The following is a 17,941-nucleotide window of genomic DNA, read 5'->3' as shown; positions in this document are numbered from 1 at the left end:
TAAAAATACTATAATTTTTATCGGTATTTTATTCCTATTCCTCCACCACATAACTTACAAACGCCAAGCGCTTACTATCCGGAGACCACGAATTCACGTTAATCGTACCTTGTCCTCCAAACAATTGTACTAGTGTGCGATAATCTCCTCCCGTGCTTGCCATCAATCGAATCTCAACATCCTTATTCGCAGGGTGATCGCCAGGATCTACATCTCCTTTGCGGTAACTCAGGTAGGCTATCGTCTGACCATCTGGCGATACATGCGGGAACCAGTTATTACTCTCATCAAAAGTCATCTGTGTTTGCTCAGTGCCATCGGCATTCATTCGCCATATCTGCATCAGCCCTGTACGCACCGAGTTGAACCATATATGTCCACCATCTGGTGAATATTCAGGCCCATCATCCAGCCCAGGCGAATCCGTCAGTTGTACCTCTACTCCCCCGTCTACTGGAATGGTATAAATATCATACTGACCATTGCGCTCTGCACAGTAAGCTAACTCAGCACCGTTTGGAGACCAACCATGTAAATAGCTTGGAGCATTCGGTGTAACTAGAACCGGTTCGCCACCCTCCATGGGAAGAATATATATACGAGATTTACCATCTTCTTTCGTATGGTGACTAATTGCGATTTTAGTGTTGTCAAAAGACAGAACATGATCGTTATTACATTCCGCAGCAAATCCCGAGTCAATTTGAACAAGCTCACAGGTTGCGATGTCGAACGAATAGAGACAACCTCGACTATTATAAATAAGATGCTTACCATCGCTAGTCCAATTGGGTGCCTCGATTAAATAATCAAATGAGCGGAGCGCAGTACGTTCCCCAGTATGTACATCTACGATTTCTAATGTGCTAATCACTTTCATTGTCCTCTCTCCCATCGTTAAAATATGTACATAACCCACTTCGACAGCTATTCTTAATCCCCTTTCTTCTGGTCATACTATTGTATAAGAAAAAAGATCCGCCTCGAAGAGTTCACTCCTCAAGGCAGATCCATACTCATCTTATAAACGTCCAGCCGCTTTTACTTTTACCAGCAAGGCATTGCCCGGCAAGTATGCAATCGGAATATCCTCAGACAATACGATCTGAACGGTATTGCGATCTGCACCGGCTAGAACAGCTTGCTCTATTGCATGGCTGCGGGCATCTTCCTTAGCTTCATCATAAGACATTTCGTCCAGGGAATAAATGCGCTCTGTCTCCCCGCTCACCTCACCTAACGCAGCGCCAATCGCATTCGCAGCATCATAGTGATCCGGTCTCACAATCCGTGATACACCTTCAAGCTTGTCTGCCACAAGAATACTTCCGCCACCGACCAAAATGACGTCAACAGGATCTGAGCTTGTCTTCATCCGATCAATCGCTTCCTCGATATCCCGCGTAATGATCTCATCTGCTCTCTTGCAGATCGATTCATCAAGTACCTCTGTCTGCGCATCTTTCCACTCGTATCGATTAAGCTTCACCGCCACATCGGTTGCTGTGAGCGTATCACCACCAAAGATGAGGCCGCGCTTCAATAGCTCGTACCCCACGCTATCCGGACCCACTGTTACCTGATCCTGCGTTTCATCTAAGCGAACGATTGTACCGCCGCCGATCCCGATCGATAAGATATCCGGCATGCGGAAGTTCGTGCGAATGCCGCCAATCTCAACCGCAGCGGATGATTGACGCGGGAAGCCTTGCATCAAGACGCCGATATCTGTCGTGGTGCCACCAATATCAACAACAAGTGCATCATTCAGACCTGACAAGTGTGCCGCACCCCGAATGGAATTCGTCGGACCGCAAGCAATCGTCAGAATCGGGTAACGAAGCGCATATTCACTGTACATCAGTGTTCCATCGTTCTGACAGATGTATAGGCTCGCGTCAATTCCATAAGTGTGAAGCGCCTCTTCGAAGCCCTTTACGACTCCAGCAATAACGTTAAGTAATGCGCCGTTCAGCAACGACGCGTTCTCACGCTCGAGCAATCCAATACTTCCAATCTCATGAGACAACGTCACAGGCATATCTGCGCCAAGTACTTGCTTCGCAAGTTCTTCGACACGTTTCTCCTGCGAGGTATTCACTGGGGAGAACACACCACAGATCGCAACCGCTTCGACTTCACCCTTCATTTTCAAAAAGCAGTCTAGAATCTCTTCTTCATCCATTTCAACAATCGTGCGGCCATCATACTCATATCCACCATGAACAACATAAGCATGTGGGCAAACCGTTGCCTTAAGTGTATCGTCCCAATCCGCAAGTGGAGGAACCGCAGTTGTTGCCGGTGCCCCGATTCGAATCAAGCCGACTTTCCCCAAGTGCTTGCGCTCTACAATAGCATTCGTACAGTGCGTAGTTCCGAGCATTGCATAACGAATCTGCGCCGGATTCACACTACTCTCTGCTAACAAACGACGGATGGATTCAGTAATGCCTTCATTTACATCACGTGTGGTATGCACTTTTATCGTATGAATGGTGTTTAACTTGGAGTCGAGCAAGGCTGCATCTGTATTTGTCCCGCCGACATCAATCCCAATGCGATATATTTCTTCCATGTTGTCTACATTCGTATGAGACATTACTCTGCTCCCCCTTTCTCTGCTGCCAATTGTTCAATTGGAACATAAGGTGCATCATAGCCAAAATATTGTGGACCTACCGTCTCGAGGCCCTTTGGTGAACGCCATTTCGGATCACAAGGGAAACCAACCACACTCACCCGGGCACCGTATTTCAAATTCTCAGTCGTGATTGGCATACCTGTATCCTGGTCAAGCACAGAGATCAGGTCAGGAGTAATAGCAATTGAATGTCCATCTTCTGTGGCAAGAAGGAACTCATTCTGGAAGAACAAAGTCATCGTACGTCCCTTTTTAGCATCTGTACCTTCGAAGATCGCTTCACCGCGTGTAAATCCGCCTTCTGTACGACGGCGAATGTCTACTGCCTTACCCTGGAACAACGCATATCCATTCAGCTGCTTCAGCAGCATTTCAATTGGATTCTGCTTCAATTCCTTGGACTCGAACAATGTTTTTCCGATCTCATACGCAAGCGTCAAGGTATGTGGGATTGCACTTTGCTTTACCTGCGCTCCAGTTACCGGATAATCACAAATCGAAGCTGATCCGCCCATTTGAATCGTAACCGCACGCGCCATCCGCTCTTCCCAAACACCGTCGATCGCATGCATAAGCACACCGTTGCCGCGTTCATCTGCCATCGTAATCGGACTGCAGTCAATACCGTCCAAGTAGAACGTCACCATTTGCGATTCTGGAAAAGCCCGTCCCATGGCATCCGCATCTACGATAGGAATATTGCGTTCCGCAGCCGTAATTACGGGAACCAGAGAGTTACCGCCACCGACCTCAATCGGCATAATGGCGCTCACCTTGCGTCCAAGCTCTTTCTCAATCATATCCAAAGGCTTGATCATTTGCTGAATCGAAGGAATCTTCTCATTCATAACCGTAGGTGCGCCAATCATGGATATAGGAACAACCAATGCATCGTCCTCCAGATCCTCAGGACTTAATAAACGAACAGGACCATATTTGCGAATGGCTTCCATCGCCATCAATTTACCAATATGCGGGTCACCGCCCCCGCCTGTTCCAAGAACGGCTGCACCAACAGCAATGTATTGCACCGCTTGTTCATTTAATTCTGTTAGTTTGTGATTTCTCATGTTGTTATCCCTTCTTTGTCATGATTTTGCCGACAATCCACTGCACGATAAAGGCGAACATAAACGCATCTAATGCCGGTACGCTCGTGATTTGGAACCATCCAAATCCATCTGGCGCTGCGGTTGTCATAAAAGCGAACAACGTAGCTGCAACCCACACCGCTAAGGAGCGAATCACCCAGTTCTTATTGCGATCCAGACCTTCAAAAGTGAATTTCTTTCGATCTACAAGCAAAAATTCGGACGTGTAGATTCCCCCGATTGGAGAGACAAACACCGTAATAATATTTAGGAAAGATAAAAACTTATCATAGATGCCAAGTACGGCAAGCAACGTAGCAAAGATACCTGCCACAATAGTAATTAGCTTTTTCGGAACCTTTTGGAACACAACAGAGAACCCTAGCGAAGCAGAATATAAATTGTTCGTGTTTGTCGTCCATTGGGCAAGGGTTAAGACGATAATGGCTGGAAGACCAAGTCCTAGCGCAATGAAAATATTCGTCAGATCATCTGTGTCCATAATTCGAGATAGGAAAATAGCTACAATCGTCATGAAGCTGTTACCCACAAAAAAGCCGATAAAGGCCGCTGTTATAGCATGCTTCGGTGTGCGCGCCCAACGAGCGATATCCGGTGAAAGCACCGTGCCGACAATAAAGATACCAATAACAAGCGAGATCGCTGTCCCCATCGGGATCGCTGCTCCGCTAATCGGTTCCCACACGGCTGAAGCTCCTTTGGTGTGGAACGCGGAATAAATAGCCACTCCGATAAACAAAATAAGCAATGGTACGGACCAGGTGCTTAGTCGTTCAATAGATTGATATCCCCAAATAGCTGTCGACATCATCAGAAGCCCACCTATGAATGAAAGCACCCCTAAGGACAGATGAATATCCCATAATTGACTAAAAGCAGTCTGCATATTCGAAGCGAAGAACCCGACCTGCACCCCAAACCAACCGAGTGAGAAAATACCGAGGATAACCGCTACGACACGTGCACCCACATTTCCGAATAGAAACCGAGAGATCATCGATGTCGATAACCCTGTTTTCGCCCCTACATACGCACATAACGCTCCGATCACCCCTAGGATTAACGAACCGATTATGGTTGCTGTGAGTGAATCCGTCAGATTCATTCCATTGCCAAGCTGAGCACCCAAGAACATCGCTGATAGGTCAATCCCGATGGCGATCCAGACGAGCGACATAGATAGCCATTTTTTACGCAAATGCGCTGGAACCGGCTCTCTCTCAAAATCCCCCGAGCTAAGCTCGTTCCCCTTTACTTCACTTACTTCTGCCATTCTCCCCATCCCCTTGTTGTTATCTTCTTCTGTAGCGCTATGAGGACGCACCCTTCCAATACATTTCAAACGCATGGTTTAGCTTACGCTCATAAATTCCTTTAGAAGTGTAATAGAAATACTGCATGCTTAATCCATCCATCAAGTTGAGAAAAGCATCTGTGAGAAGCTGCACGGATTGATCGCGAATTACGCCCTCTTCCATCCCTTTTGAGATGAATTGTTCAATGATCTTCGTCAGCATCGCGTCGGACTCTAGGAATGCTTCCTCAATCGTTTCCTTTAAGAATGCCGGTGGGAAGACCACATACCTCAGCACAATTTTGCTTGCTTCAGGACTCTTCTGATAGAACTCATACTGTCTAGACAATATGCCTCGTAGACTTTCCTGGGCACTCAGTACTTTCTGTTCTTCCGACAGCTCTTGAATATAAGTGTTATAGGACTGCATAGCCTCACGAAAGACCGTCATAAACAAATCCTCTTTATTCTCAAAAAAGGCATAGATCGCCGGAGTCTTCACGCCAACTTCCTTCGTAATTTCAGAGAGAGCCGTACCCTCGTAACCCTTCTCTCCGAATAGTCGCATCGCTACTTCTTTCAACTTGTTTTTGGTCAAGACATTCCACATCCCTTACTTACTTAATTAACGTTAATTAAAAAACACTATACATCTCTATGCATAATAATTCAATAGTTTTCATAAAAAATAAACCTCAATACATGCAAAAAAGCCGACCAACGTCAGGATAATTCCTGAATTATGATCAGCTGAGCGGTGAAATGGGTTAACTTTAAATGCATAAACGTGCTTGGGTTAATGTAATCTTTCATCAAACATGAGTTGAATTTGAATACCAAAGGGATCTTCAATGATACCGTAGGCTTTACTAAACACATTACTAGATAAAGGAGCAATAATTTTTACGCGCTCATCCGTGATTAAGCTTTTATAGAAACCTTCAATTTCCTCTAAGTCAGCACTTTGAATACATAATGAAGTGTTATTACCCACTGTATATTTCTCATTCGTATTCATTGTATCTTCTGCTATCATTATTTTTGTTTTTCCGATTAACAGGACAGAGTGAGTAATATAATTCTTATTTTCATCCGTAAGCTGTATGGAGCTGTCACGTTCTGCTAGTTGTTGATAGGTAACACGTAACAATTCCTCTGCATTAAAATGCTTTTTGTAAAATTCTATAGCTTCCTTGGCTCTTCCCTTCATCGATAAGAAAATAGCTACTTCTAATGTTGTACTCATAGTGTAAATCTCCTTCGTATATTTGATATGTGATCTTAAACTTATTATCATATATAAAGGTATCAAAACATGACACCTTAATAAGGAGCTTTTTATATGAAGAAATCAGAACGCTTAAATGACATGATGAGATACTTAAACGGGCGAGAGTTTTTCAATCTAAGTGACCTTATGGAGAAATACAATATTTCAAAAAGCACAGCGCTACGTGATGTTACTTCATTAGAACAATTGGGTATGCCTATTTTCGCGGAACATGGAAGACACGGACGTTATGGTATTTTGAAAAATAGATTGTTATCCCCTATTATTTTCACGATAGATGAAGTCTATGCACTGTACTTTGCTATGCTGACGCTAGAATCTTATCAATCTACACCTTTTCATTTAAGTGTTAACAAGCTAAACGAAAAGTTCGAGCACTGTCTATCGAGTACACAAATCAACCAGATTCATAAAATGAAAAAGGTTCTACAATTCGAAATGTATCAGCATAAGCATGTCAGTCGTTTTTTAGATAAAATCCTGGCAAGTATTCTAAATGAATGTGCCTGTAACATTGAATACACAAAAAATAACGAGACAAAAAGCTACCCTGTACAATTCTTCAGAATTTCCGCGAAGTTTGGTCAATGGTATGCTACTGGAATAGAGTTAAATACGAATACATATAGAGTGTTTAGATGCGATCGAATAACCTTCATTGAAGAAGAGGAAAGCTCAGCCCGCTATTCTATAGAAGAACTTCTTAGTCGTTCCTTAGAATTTTATCAATCCGAGAACAGTATTCACTTTGAAATTGAGATTGCGGAGCAAGCCAAAGATATTTTTTATAAAGAGCATTACCCCTCTATGAAAATAGAAGCTGGCCCGAAAACAGTCATAAAAGGATTCTATAATCCAGGCGAAGAAGAATTTCTAGCTAATTATTTCATGCGTTATGGTCAATATGTTAGAGCGGTGAAGCCTGAAGGCTTGAAACAAATGATTCAGGATAAGCTAGAGCAACTCTTAAGCCACTATCAGAAATTATAAAGCTACTCAAAAGTGGTAAAAAACACATCTTGAAGAATGGCCTTAGCTTTCTTAAGATTGCGTGTATCAAGTTGGTTAAGCATATCTACGATTTGACTCATTTCATCGATTTCCATTGCCTCATGAGATTCTCCAGCATTTAATGGTACTTCTTCAGCAACCGATTCCGGATGAACCCATGATGCTTCTAAAGTATCCTCGAACGCTTGGTTCAGAAATAACAATTCATCTGTGTTATATCTCTGTAGAAACCGATTTATCCCTTTATTCATCTCCTTATGTAGTGCTTGATGCAAATCGAATATTTCTTTTCCAAGAGGTGTTGTAAGAAACAGCACTTCTTTTTTATTATCGGGGAGAAACTCCGTGCGAATAATTTGCTGCAGAACTAATTTTCTAGTGATTTTGGACACGCTACCTTTCGGAATTCCGAAATGCTTCGAAATGGTAGTGCCATTCACCGGCTCAAGCTGTCCAATTGCATCGATTACATGCAGCATCATGACTGTGGAGTCTTGGAGGAAATCAATGATAAGAGGATTACTACAGTTCTGAATCAGCCACGCCTTCTCTTCATCATCCTCCGATTGAAATCGCTTTTGTAATTGGGGAATCATATCTATCAATTTTTTTATCATAATATCCTTATTAGGTAAGTTCTCGAAAGAATGCGTCACTGTTAAGTCTCCTCGTAAATTCATCTTATGCTCATTTTAACAAGACACAGCTCATAAATAAAGTTTCCTAGAAATAATATTGACAACAAGGAAACTTAAAACGTATTATTGTTTCCATAGTTAATATTTTATTTCTAGGAAACAATAAAAAGAAGAGAAGGTATTTATATGAATGTCTTAATTATTTTTGATCATCCATATGGAGCATCAGCGTCCGAGAATATCCCACATCAGCGAAGCTATTCCGCAGCCTTATTAGCCTCCGTAATGCGAGGTCTTAACACTAAAGGCCATACGATTGATCTTATCGATCTGCATGCCGATGGATTTGATCCAGTCATGTCGCGCGAAGAACTTGCTGCTTGGCGACAAAAGAAAACCACCGACCCCCTAGTCGCCAATTATCAGCAGCGGCTTATGGCAGCAGATCATATCGTCTTCCTATTCCCCATTTGGTGGGAGGCCATGCCCGCTCTCACCAAAGGCTTTCTTGATAAGGTATTCGCAAAAGGTATTGTCTACGAGGAAATTAAACCTGGAAGGCCCTTCAAATGCTTGCTCACGAATCTTAAAGGAGTGTCACTGCTGACCGTAATGAACACGCCCGACTTCTTTTATCGCTGGATTTTTGGCAACCCCATCACCAAAATTCTGTTCAGAGGAACCTTCCGCAAAATGGGAATACGGAAGAACCTCCGTTGGTATAATTATGCCGGGATGTCAGATCGCAGCTTAGAAGAACGGGTGAAGCATCTTAATAAAACAGAACAACGTTTTGCACGACTAGAGTAGATTAGATTACTGAAGCTGGGACTGATTTCGAGAGCTGAACCTCGGATTTGTTCGCCTCCCTGAGCACCAGCAATCCGATGAATAAGGATACAACACCAATAATGATCAGCAGTGCTCCCAGCTCCTGACTGTAGGCTGTTAACGCCACATCCCGAAAAGCCATCCCGCGTATAAGACGATTAAGCCAGTTCATCGGCAATGCCCAAGCGGAAATTTGAAAAAACTCCGGAAACGCTAATGGGCTCAATTGGATTCCAGTGGCAAGAAACGACGGATACAATACGAAATTAGTTCGTAAATTAACTTTGGATACGTCTTTGGCAGTATAACCAATCAACAGGCCCATAAGTGACAGAGCAAAGGCATACACAAACAGCGGAATAATAAAAAGATAAGGCTCTGCTTCAAAGCGCATTCCCCCCACCTGCTTTAACAAACCATAACACAGGAGCAGCGAGATCGTTGATAAAACAGCGTAAGGTACACTACGAACCCAAATCTGCCAAGGAGACTTCCCGTTTGCAAAAAGTTTCTCCTCCTGCCGTAAGCGAGGGGCAATTGAACCTGCTGCGCTTGTTGTAATCATCAGCACCACAATATTCACAAATCCAATGACCATAAAGCTCACATAACTTGTGGTCGGATTAAACAACAACCGCTGCTGCAGGGACAACGGAGAAGCAAGTCCTTTAGAGGTTTCGGCATCCATCCCCTTTTGGAGGAGACGGGTCATAGAAAGAGTCATATTTTCCGTCTGGATGACTTCCTGAATCGCAGTTCGGATGCCGGTTAGACCTGATGGCATGGTGTTATCCATTAAGATGCCGAGATTCGTTGATATCCCCTGCTGCTGATGCAGCCCTAACGCTTTGGGAAGGGTGATGACCGCGACAGCCTGCTCATTTGCCAATAATGTTTCTGGATCTAAGGGGCTGGCATACACATTAGTTACTTTCATATATGGAGAAGCATTTATTTTAGAGATCAGCTGTCGTGAATACGAGCTGTGATCCTCATCAATGACTACAACATGCGATTCGCTGATTTGATTCTTCGAGAACATCAAGCCAAAAAATATAGCCGCGATAAGCGGACCAATAAAAATCAGGCGTAAATACTTACTGCCCGCCACGTACTTCCACTCATCAATCAGTGACTTCATCGAGCTTCACCTCCGCTGTCATCCCCGGAAGCAAATCAGCATTCGCATCCATAGCTATACGGACAAGAAACATGCTTAAATCGGCTTGCCCTTTTTCACGTGACATGCGTAAGCTCGCAAATTGAGGGGCGGCTGCGATGGAAGTAACGACACCCGTCACCTCGCTTGGATGGTTCAAATACGGAAAATGAACGTCGATACTTTGATTCACCTTTAGCTTTTGGATTTCGCTCTCCTGTATGTAAAGGTCTGTATAAAAGTTGTTTTTTTGCAAAACCGCCATTGGCATTCCTAGCTGTATTTGATCTCCCGGCTTTACAACAATCCTGTTGACCGATCCGTCCTCCGGCGCGAGTACATCTGTTTCTCCTTCTTCAGCGGATTTAACCTTGAACAATACCTCTCCCTGTTTTATAGAATCACCTACAGCCACACTGACCTCTACAATTGACCCTGGACTGTTCTGATAAAATATAGTCTTTTGCTCTGCATCAAGAATCCCTTGTTTCCTGCTCTCAGCTTGACTGACAGCATCCTTTCCTTTTATAGCAAGTAGCGAACCTCCAACGATTAACGCAATCGCAATTCCAATATATAAACCTGCTTTTATCTTCATTTCCCACTCTCTCCCCTTACCATTTTTTTAGCCGCATTTTCGGCAGCCTCCATAATCACTTCTCCCAATGTGGGATGAGGGTGAATGGTCATCGCCAAGTCCTCTACAGTTGCTCCCATCTCAATGGCAAGGGCAAGCTCCGACACCAGTGTAGATGCTTCTACTCCAACAATTTGGGCACCAATAACGATTCCCGAGGTTGGGTCCGCTACAATTTTGACGAACCCTTCCGTTTCCCTCAAGGCCAATGCTCTCCCGTTAATCCCAAAAGAAGATTTGCCAATAACCAGCGGGATGCCTTTTGCCTTTGCTTCTGTTTCACTTAAGCCAACACTGGCCAGCTCTGGATCAGAAAAAACAACAAGCGGAATGGCTCTATAATCAACCTCGGAGGAAAGACCTGCTATGGCTTCTGCCGCAATTTTGGCTTCATAGGACGCCTTGTGAGCAAGGGCAGGACCCGACGTAATATCTCCAATTGCAAAAATATTCGAGATAGCCGTTCTGCACTGTTCATCTGTCTCAAGGAACCCCCTGCTCGTCACTGGCAAACCTATACGGTCCAGCCCTAAATTGCCATCTGTATTTGGTTTTCTGCCGACAGTGACTAACACATATTCCGCTGTCACATGCAGCTGCTCCTGATTTTTCAAATAATGCAGTGTGATGGCGTCTGCACTCTGCACTACGTTCACAGCTGTCGCTCCGGTAATCACCTTAATCCCATCAGCTTTCAACTGCCTTCCAACAGGGCTCACAAGCTCCGCCTCAAATCCAGGCAGCACTTGATCTCCTCCCTCTAGAATCGTTACCGTTGTTCCAAATTTGGCATACATTTGCCCCAGCTCAACGCCTATATATCCACCGCCAATAACTACTAGGCTAGTTGGAACTTCACGGAGCGACAGAGCTTCTGTCGAAGACAAAACACGTCCGCCAACTGGAAAGGCTTGCAGCTCAATCGGACGTGATCCTGTGGCTAAGATGGCATTTTTAAAAGAAATGCTTTGCTCTTGTCCGGACTGACTGATAATAGCGGTATGCTCATCGACCAATCTGGCCTCCCCTTCCAAAATGCTCACACCTGCAGTCTTTAATAAATAGCCAACTCCACCTGCCTGCTTATTCACAATTCCTTGCTTGAAATCCTGAGCATTCTTAAATGACACTGCCGCATCCGCAGAGCTGAACGGTCTAAGCAACTCGTAACGATGGGATTCAGCAATTAATGCTTTGGAGGGAATACACCCAACATTAGTGCAGACCCCACCTAGCTGATTGCGTTCAACAATCGCCGTTCTCATTCCAAGTTGTGAAGATCGCAGCGCCGCCACATACCCACCCGGACCTGATCCAATGACCAACGTTTCTACGAACTCAAGTTTCCCCATCTCCTGATACCTCCTGTACCTGCTATTTTAAAATATGATGATCGTAATATATTATTACCATCATATTTTAAAACCGTCAACAACCGTGTTTATCCTTTCATAAGCAGACAGTGCTCAGAATCGTCAAATTGACAGGCTTTATTATGATGCATATAATATTTTAAAAGTAGAATTATGAAGCTATGGAGTGATTATGATGCCCTATCCCAAAGGCCATAAAATAAAAGTACGGAATACGATTGTTGAAAGTGCTGCCCAGGCTTTTCGCACCCATGGCATTCATGATGTAAGTGTTCCATTCATTATGAAGGGAGCCGGATTGACTCACGGCGGGTTTTATTCACATTTTGACAACAAAGAACAACTCGTCGCCGAAGCCTGCCGGTATGCCATCAGCGATACCATCGCACTTTTGCAGAAGGTCGCGGACCAGGAAGAGCAGAACCCCAAAATCAATGCGGTCATTGACTATTATTTAAGTCCGTATCACCGCGACAAAACGGAGATGGGCTGTATTATCCCTGCCCTTTCTGCCGAGATATCTCATTCTTCCGAAGAAGTTCGGCAAGTATTCACCCAGGAACTGGAGCGGATGACTGCTTTTATCTCCGATCTGGCGGGAATTGAACCCTCCAAAGGTAGCGCACTGTTCAGCACCATGGTTGGCTCTCTAGTTCTTGCAAGGACTGTAAATGACCCTGAACTGAGCGACAGCCTTCTTTCGTCAGGCAAACGGTATGCTAAAGAGCTGGTTACGATCTAAAAACAATAAACACCCCAAACAAATGAATCCAACTCAGAAAATTTTCGTAATATTATGAATTATAGATAACTGAGGGGTGTATCCAATGAACGAGCAGTATGCTGCAAGGGTTGAATTGTTCGCAGAGAACGCGCAGAGGATCAAAAAGGCTTTTCCTTGGCATAATGCAATGGTTAGCCGTTTGGCGGGGTTACTGTACACAGCAGAGAATAAAAGTGCAGATGAGGATGCGATTCGTGCGAGCCACGAGCTTATTAAAGAAAATACCGGAATGTTTTCTTCGTTTAGGGGGAATTCGGCAATCAGTATTGCTACTATGCTCTCTCTTTCTGCTGACAAGGAACAACAGCTTGCTAACACGCTGACCGTGTATGACTTATTGAAGGATGTCAAATTTAGAGCCTCTGATTATCTCGTCGTTGCCGCTTATCAAATCGCCGCTAATACGACAACAGATCAGTATCAGCGTACGGTAGAACGCGCAAAGATGTTTTACGATAGCATGAAAGCGAAGCACCGTTTCCTTACCGGACATGATGATTATATCTTCTCTGCCATGCTCGGCCTTTCCGATATCGACGTGGACAGCGGCATCGACCGGATGGAGCAGCTTTACACTACACTAAAGCCTGAATTTATGTCGGGGAACAGTGTGCAAGCTCTGACACAGGTACTGGTTCTTGGAAAAGAAGCTTCAGAAGCAGCGGATCGTGTACTGGCATTACGAGATGCGTTCCGTGCACATGGCATCCGGTTAGATAAGGAATATACCCTTTCTTCGCTGGGCGTGCTAACTTTGCTCTCCTCCAACAATAAGGACATGGTTACGGAAGTCTCAGAGACCTTCGAATTACTGCGTACCAAAAAAGGCTTTGGCAGCTGGTCCATTGTAAAGCAGGAATTGCTACTGCTGTCAGCTGCGCTCGTAGCCTTCAAATATGTAGAGGATGTGCAAAGCGGCATTGTAACCTCGATGCTTTCCACCAGCATCACTAATATTGTGATCGCACAGCAGGCTGCTCTTGCTGGGGCTGCGGCTGCGTCAGCTGCGGCTGCAGCTTCATCTTCTTCAAATTAAGTGGAAATGCGAGGGAAGACATGGACTCGATACAACCAATCACCGCTAGAAATGAAGAATGTTTACACCTTCTACTGAATATTTGGGAATTATCTGTGCGGCATACACATCTATTCCTGTCTGAACAAGACATTGATGCGTTACGGCCACTGGTTATACAAGGGATGGAGCATATAAGTCATCTGCTTGCTTTTATAGATGACCATGACCAATCGCTTGGATTCATAGGGATTCAGGATAACAAGATTGAAATGCTATTCGTAGAACCTGCTGCAATGGGAAAAGGAATTGGTAAATCGCTCGTTGCTTATGCTATACAGACACTGAACGTACGCTACGTTGATGTAAATGAACAAAATCCGCAGGCCTTAGGTTTCTATGAGCATATGGGTTTTCAAGTTTTTGAGCGTTCTGCACTGGATGAACAGGGCAATCCTTTTCCTATCCTGCATATGAAGTTATCGATCGGCTCACGTTAAAAGATTCCATCGCCTCTCAAAGCAAAAGAGACCGCTTCGAGTAGCCATAACAATGGCTGTTCGAAGCGGTCCTTTGTGTTTAAGTAGGATCAACTTTTGTTTTTGGTGTGGAAGCTCCGCTTATTCTACCGACTTCAACGCCTCAATCATATGAATCCGTTTGAGCTTAATGTGCATGAAAGCCATGACTATGCCTGAGAACAGCAGTGTTAAGAGTGCGGCATACACATAGCTTGGCCACTTAATAATCGGCGCGAACATCGTCGCATCCAGCTCAGCTGTATTCAAGACGAAGCTGTGCAATATAATGCCAAGACCCGATCCGGCTACAATGCCAAGTAGGCTTAGCAGCATATTCTCGCGGTAAATATACAACGTTACTTCCTTATCATAAAATCCCAATACCTTGATGGTTGATAGTTCCCTGATCCGCTCAGAGACATTAATATTGGTCAAATTGTAGAGGACGACAAAAGCCAAAGCAGCAGCCGATACAATGAGTACCAAGGTTACAACATCCATACTCTTCATGGTGTCATCAAAGGCAGTACCTACGTTGCTGGAAAAGCTGACCGCGGCCACTCCCTCATTGTCCGTTAGCTTCTCGCCGAACTTGTCCTCCCATGCTTTATCGTGCGTGGTATACTTCAGCAGCTCTGTGTTGAACACCGGTTCTTGTCCAAATACGGAAGAATAATACGCAGGTGTCATATAAACGTAGTGCATTACATAGTTCTCTGTAATCCCTATGACCTTAATCTTGAATGTCTCGTTATCCTTGTCCACCACATTCAACTGGTCGCCGGGCTCAAGCCCGTATAATTTAGCCAGCTTCTCCGAGATTATAGCGCCCTCGTCCGAAAGCGTGCGTTTTTCTCCACTCACTCGATCCCGCAGCTCCACATAATCGGATATCGCATCAACAGATGCAGGGATGAACATATGCACATCCTGATCATTTACACCACTGCTGTGCGCTTTCATCGTTTCCTGTGCCACACTTAGTGATCCATTTATAGTGGACTCGCCAGTGATCAATTGCTCGTAGGCATCCCGCGCATCAGCAGACGCATCTTCATGCAGCGCTACAAGTGCATCATATTTCATAATCGTGCCGAACTGCTGGGGGGCAATGCTGCCGATCGAGTCTTTAAGACCAAACCCGGTCAGAATCAGCGCCGTACAGCCGGCCACGCCGAACACAGTCATGAACATCCGCTGCTTGTAGCGGAATAAATTCCGCGCGGTAACCTTTTGAACAAAGCTCAACCGTTTCCATACAAACGTAACTCTCTCCAGTAGAATCCGCTGCCCGCTCTTTGGCGCCTTCGGACGCATTAACACAGAAGCATTGCTACGCAGCTCTACACGTGCGGCAATCCAAGCCGTCAATGTAGTGCAGATAAGCGCCACTATAATGGAAATGATGGAATACGACGGATAGAAGCTTTTGATAAGATCCGGCAGATTATAAAGCGAACTGTACGCATTATAGATAATGGTTGGAAACATGGTAAAACCGAGCGCAAGTCCCGCAACCGAAGCCGTCAAGCTGGCAAGTGTACCATAAACCAAGAATTTGGCCATAATGTCACGGTTGCCATACCCAAGCGCTTTAAGTGTCCCGATCTGCAAACGATGCTCCTCGACCATTCGAGTCATCGTCGTCAAGCTGACCAGCGCAGCAATCAGGAAAAAGAATACCGGGAAAGCACTCGCAATTGCCGATAATCGATCAGCGTTGTCTTTATATTCGGCATATCCCGGATTGGCACTGCGGTCAGTGACATAGACCTTCGGGAGCCCTAGTTCTGCAAGCTTTTGCTCCCCTGCAGCCAATTCCGCCTTGGCAGAGACCAGCCCATCAGCAATGGCTTTCATGTTTGCAGCTTGTCCCTGCTGCACCACTTCTGGCTGGCGCTTTAAATCGGCGAGCTGCTTCTCGGCGGCGGCCACCTTGCCTCGTCCACTGGACAGCTCTTTCTCACCTTTCGCGCGCATCTCCGCAAGCCGAGCTTCCGGCACACTGGACATCGCCTGCTCTACTGACTTGGTATGCTGCTCGATCAATCCCTCATACTCTGGTGAATAAGCCTTCACTCCGATTGTATCCTTGAAGGATAGATAGGCTTCCGTATAGACCGGGAGCTTAAAATCTGACTCTGGGATCGCTGCGAATGCATCCGCCGTCCCTTTACCAATTCCGCTGGTGCCCCGGGTACTCTTCTCTATAAATTGAGGACTTCGCACAAAGCCCACAACAGTATAATTCAAAGTTTCAAAGTTGTTCGACAACTCCGCATCCGTTCCAGCTCCGCTGAACGTTATTTTGTCGCCCAGCGCATACTTTCCAGCCAGCTTGTCATCCAATACGATTTCTCCGGAATCCTCTGGAAGACGTCCTTCAATCATACTGTACTGGTTAAGAGGTGTATCTGAATTGTAAGAATGGACTTTGAGTATCAAAGCATTATCGCCGCTAAACACATCTGCGCTGTAACCCAGCTGAACTTCATCGATCCCCGGTACATCGCTCAGCAGTTCGATATTATCTTCGGTCAGACCATAGTTGATCTGCACCTTCAGATCCATTAGTCTCGTCTCTTGATAAAAGGTTCCGGCTGTATCCAGCATATCTGGACCGGCTGACTTGATGCCAGAAAAGAAACTAACGCCCAGCATGATAATTGCAAAAATCGAAATAAATCGGGCCTTAGTGTGCCTAATTTCACGAAAAATATCTTTCCATAACGCACGCTTTTTCATAGATGCCTTCTCCTTACCATTCGATATCTTCAACGGATACTGGCGAAGGATTGGTTACCATCTTCCGTACCTTAGCATTATTAATCTCAATAACCCGGTCTGCCATTGGCGCAATCGCCAAATTATGCGTGATTACGATGACCGTGGTGCCTGTGTTACGGCAGGTATCCTGAAGCAGCTTAAGTACTTGCTTACCAGTATTGTAATCTAGCGCACCTGTTGGCTCATCGCAAAGGAGCAGCTTCGGCTGTTTAGCTAGCGCTCTGGCGATAGCGACACGTTGCTGCTCACCACCAGACAGCTGAGCCGGAAAATTATCCAGCCGTGCACCTAATCCCACATCCTCCAACACCTTACGCGCATCTAGTGCACGCGGGGAAATCTGAGAAGCAAGCTCAACATTCTCCAGTGTGGTAAGATTCGGCACTAAGTTATAGAACTGGAACACAAAACCCACGTCATTGCGGCGGTAGCCCGTCAACTCCTTGGCACTGAACTTGGCAATGTCCGTACCGTCCACAATGACCTGGCCTTCGTCAGCAGAATCCATCCCGCCAAGAATATTAAGCACCGTCGATTTGCCCGCACCGCTGGGGCCGACAATCACTGCAAACTCACCTTTATTTATCTCAAAATCAATTCCGTCGTTGGCAACGATCACACTTTCACCCATTTTGTAACGCTTGTACTCATTTTTGACAGCAACAAAGCTCATTCTCCATCCTCCTGTCTCTATCCAAACCAAGCCTAATCACTTTACATTGTTTCAGTTTATCATAATTAGAACGCCCAAGCCCGAATGGCAAACCCTCATTACTCAAGGATAAATTCACATCATTAATAAGTTCATTTTTTTGTAACAATAATGTAACAAGGAAATTTTACC

General features: G+C 45.0%; 17 protein-coding genes. 5 read left to right on the top strand and 12 right to left on the bottom strand.

Going from position 1 to position 17,941, the window contains the following annotated elements:
* Positions 1 to 34: 34 nt before the first annotated feature.
* From ACFWMP_RS29530 to ACFWMP_RS29505, 6 genes are all read right to left on the bottom strand, one after another.
* Positions 35 to 880, bottom strand: coding sequence for a TolB family protein (locus ACFWMP_RS29530; RefSeq protein ID WP_339268773.1), 846 nt, complete (start codon positions 878 to 880; stop codon positions 35 to 37).
* Positions 881 to 1,021: 141 nt separating this feature from the next.
* Positions 1,022 to 2,602, bottom strand: coding sequence for a hydantoinase/oxoprolinase N-terminal domain-containing protein (locus ACFWMP_RS29525; RefSeq protein ID WP_341127192.1), 1,581 nt, complete (start codon positions 2,600 to 2,602; stop codon positions 1,022 to 1,024).
* Entirely contained in the window at positions 2,602 to 3,714 is a 1,113-nt protein-coding gene (locus tag ACFWMP_RS29520; protein ID WP_076300296.1) for an S-methyl thiohydantoin desulfurase family protein, read from the bottom strand. Before ACFWMP_RS29520 ends, ACFWMP_RS29525 begins: the two co-directional genes overlap by 1 nt.
* A gap of 4 nt (positions 3,715 to 3,718) precedes the next feature.
* Complete coding sequence (locus ACFWMP_RS29515; RefSeq protein ID WP_076286137.1) at positions 3,719 to 5,029, bottom strand: cytosine permease; 1,311 nt, start codon at positions 5,027 to 5,029, stop codon at positions 3,719 to 3,721.
* Positions 5,030 to 5,066: 37 nt separating this feature from the next.
* The gene (locus tag ACFWMP_RS29510) at positions 5,067 to 5,648 is read right to left on the bottom strand and encodes a TetR/AcrR family transcriptional regulator (protein WP_042184917.1); all 582 of its coding nucleotides are present in this window, start codon (positions 5,646 to 5,648) and stop codon (positions 5,067 to 5,069) included.
* Between the two features lie 198 nt (positions 5,649 to 5,846).
* On the bottom strand, positions 5,847 to 6,296 hold the full coding sequence (locus ACFWMP_RS29505) for a VOC family protein (RefSeq protein WP_379425881.1): 450 nt from the start codon (positions 6,294 to 6,296) through the stop codon (positions 5,847 to 5,849).
* A gap of 96 nt (positions 6,297 to 6,392) precedes the next feature.
* On the opposite strand from ACFWMP_RS29505, the gene ACFWMP_RS29500 reads away from it, so the two are divergent.
* The gene (locus tag ACFWMP_RS29500) at positions 6,393 to 7,331 is read left to right on the top strand and encodes a helix-turn-helix transcriptional regulator (protein ID WP_379425879.1); all 939 of its coding nucleotides are present in this window, start codon (positions 6,393 to 6,395) and stop codon (positions 7,329 to 7,331) included.
* Between the two features lie 2 nt (positions 7,332 to 7,333).
* Here ACFWMP_RS29500 and ACFWMP_RS29495 read toward each other — a convergent pair whose 3' ends face one another.
* The gene (locus ACFWMP_RS29495; protein WP_339244876.1) at positions 7,334 to 8,008 is read right to left on the bottom strand and encodes a MarR family transcriptional regulator; all 675 of its coding nucleotides are present in this window, start codon (positions 8,006 to 8,008) and stop codon (positions 7,334 to 7,336) included.
* Between the two features lie 168 nt (positions 8,009 to 8,176).
* Between ACFWMP_RS29495 and ACFWMP_RS29490 the strand changes: the two genes are divergently transcribed.
* Positions 8,177 to 8,800 carry an NAD(P)H-dependent oxidoreductase gene (locus ACFWMP_RS29490; RefSeq protein WP_339244873.1) on the top strand — a complete coding sequence of 208 codons (624 nt, stop codon included), beginning with the start codon at positions 8,177 to 8,179 and terminating at the stop codon, positions 8,798 to 8,800.
* 1 nt (position 8,801) lies between these two features.
* Here the strand turns inward: ACFWMP_RS29490 and ACFWMP_RS29485 are convergent, their stop codons facing one another.
* From ACFWMP_RS29485 to lpdA, 3 genes are read right to left on the bottom strand one after another with little or no spacing between them, the layout of a single operon-like run.
* Positions 8,802 to 9,962, bottom strand: coding sequence for an ABC transporter permease (locus ACFWMP_RS29485; protein ID WP_379425876.1), 1,161 nt, complete (start codon positions 9,960 to 9,962; stop codon positions 8,802 to 8,804).
* Complete coding sequence (locus tag ACFWMP_RS29480) at positions 9,946 to 10,578, bottom strand: biotin/lipoyl-containing protein (RefSeq protein WP_340974118.1); 633 nt, start codon at positions 10,576 to 10,578, stop codon at positions 9,946 to 9,948. The genes ACFWMP_RS29485 and ACFWMP_RS29480 overlap by 17 nt, the downstream gene beginning before the upstream one ends.
* Entirely contained in the window at positions 10,575 to 11,969 is a 1,395-nt protein-coding gene (lpdA, locus tag ACFWMP_RS29475) for a dihydrolipoyl dehydrogenase (RefSeq protein WP_379425874.1), read from the bottom strand. Before lpdA ends, ACFWMP_RS29480 begins: the two co-directional genes overlap by 4 nt.
* A gap of 196 nt (positions 11,970 to 12,165) precedes the next feature.
* Here lpdA and ACFWMP_RS29470 point away from each other — a divergent pair, with 196 nt between their 5' ends.
* From ACFWMP_RS29470 to ACFWMP_RS29460, 3 genes are all read left to right on the top strand, one after another.
* Entirely contained in the window at positions 12,166 to 12,732 is a 567-nt protein-coding gene (locus tag ACFWMP_RS29470; RefSeq protein ID WP_076286126.1) for a TetR/AcrR family transcriptional regulator, read from the top strand.
* An 85-nt stretch (positions 12,733 to 12,817) separates the two neighbouring features.
* Positions 12,818 to 13,810: a DUF4003 family protein gene (locus ACFWMP_RS29465; protein WP_076300281.1), complete on the top strand. Its 993-nt coding sequence runs from the start codon at positions 12,818 to 12,820 to the stop codon at positions 13,808 to 13,810.
* A 20-nt stretch (positions 13,811 to 13,830) separates the two neighbouring features.
* Positions 13,831 to 14,289: a GNAT family N-acetyltransferase gene (locus ACFWMP_RS29460; protein ID WP_379425872.1), complete on the top strand. Its 459-nt coding sequence runs from the start codon at positions 13,831 to 13,833 to the stop codon at positions 14,287 to 14,289.
* 120 nt (positions 14,290 to 14,409) lie between these two features.
* Here ACFWMP_RS29460 and ACFWMP_RS29455 read toward each other — a convergent pair whose 3' ends face one another.
* Positions 14,410 to 17,055 carry an FtsX-like permease family protein gene (locus ACFWMP_RS29455; protein WP_379425870.1) on the bottom strand — a complete coding sequence of 882 codons (2,646 nt, stop codon included), beginning with the start codon at positions 17,053 to 17,055 and terminating at the stop codon, positions 14,410 to 14,412.
* Positions 17,056 to 17,068: 13 nt separating this feature from the next.
* Positions 17,069 to 17,770, bottom strand: coding sequence for an ABC transporter ATP-binding protein (locus tag ACFWMP_RS29450; protein ID WP_042184895.1), 702 nt, complete (start codon positions 17,768 to 17,770; stop codon positions 17,069 to 17,071).
* Between the last annotated feature and the right edge of the window lie 171 nt (positions 17,771 to 17,941).

This window comes from Paenibacillus sp. NPDC058367 (assembly GCF_042723305.1).
In the GTDB taxonomy this organism is placed as follows: domain Bacteria; phylum Bacillota; class Bacilli; order Paenibacillales; family Paenibacillaceae; genus Paenibacillus_AQ.
This window is presented reverse-complemented; position numbering and strand designations above follow the sequence as displayed.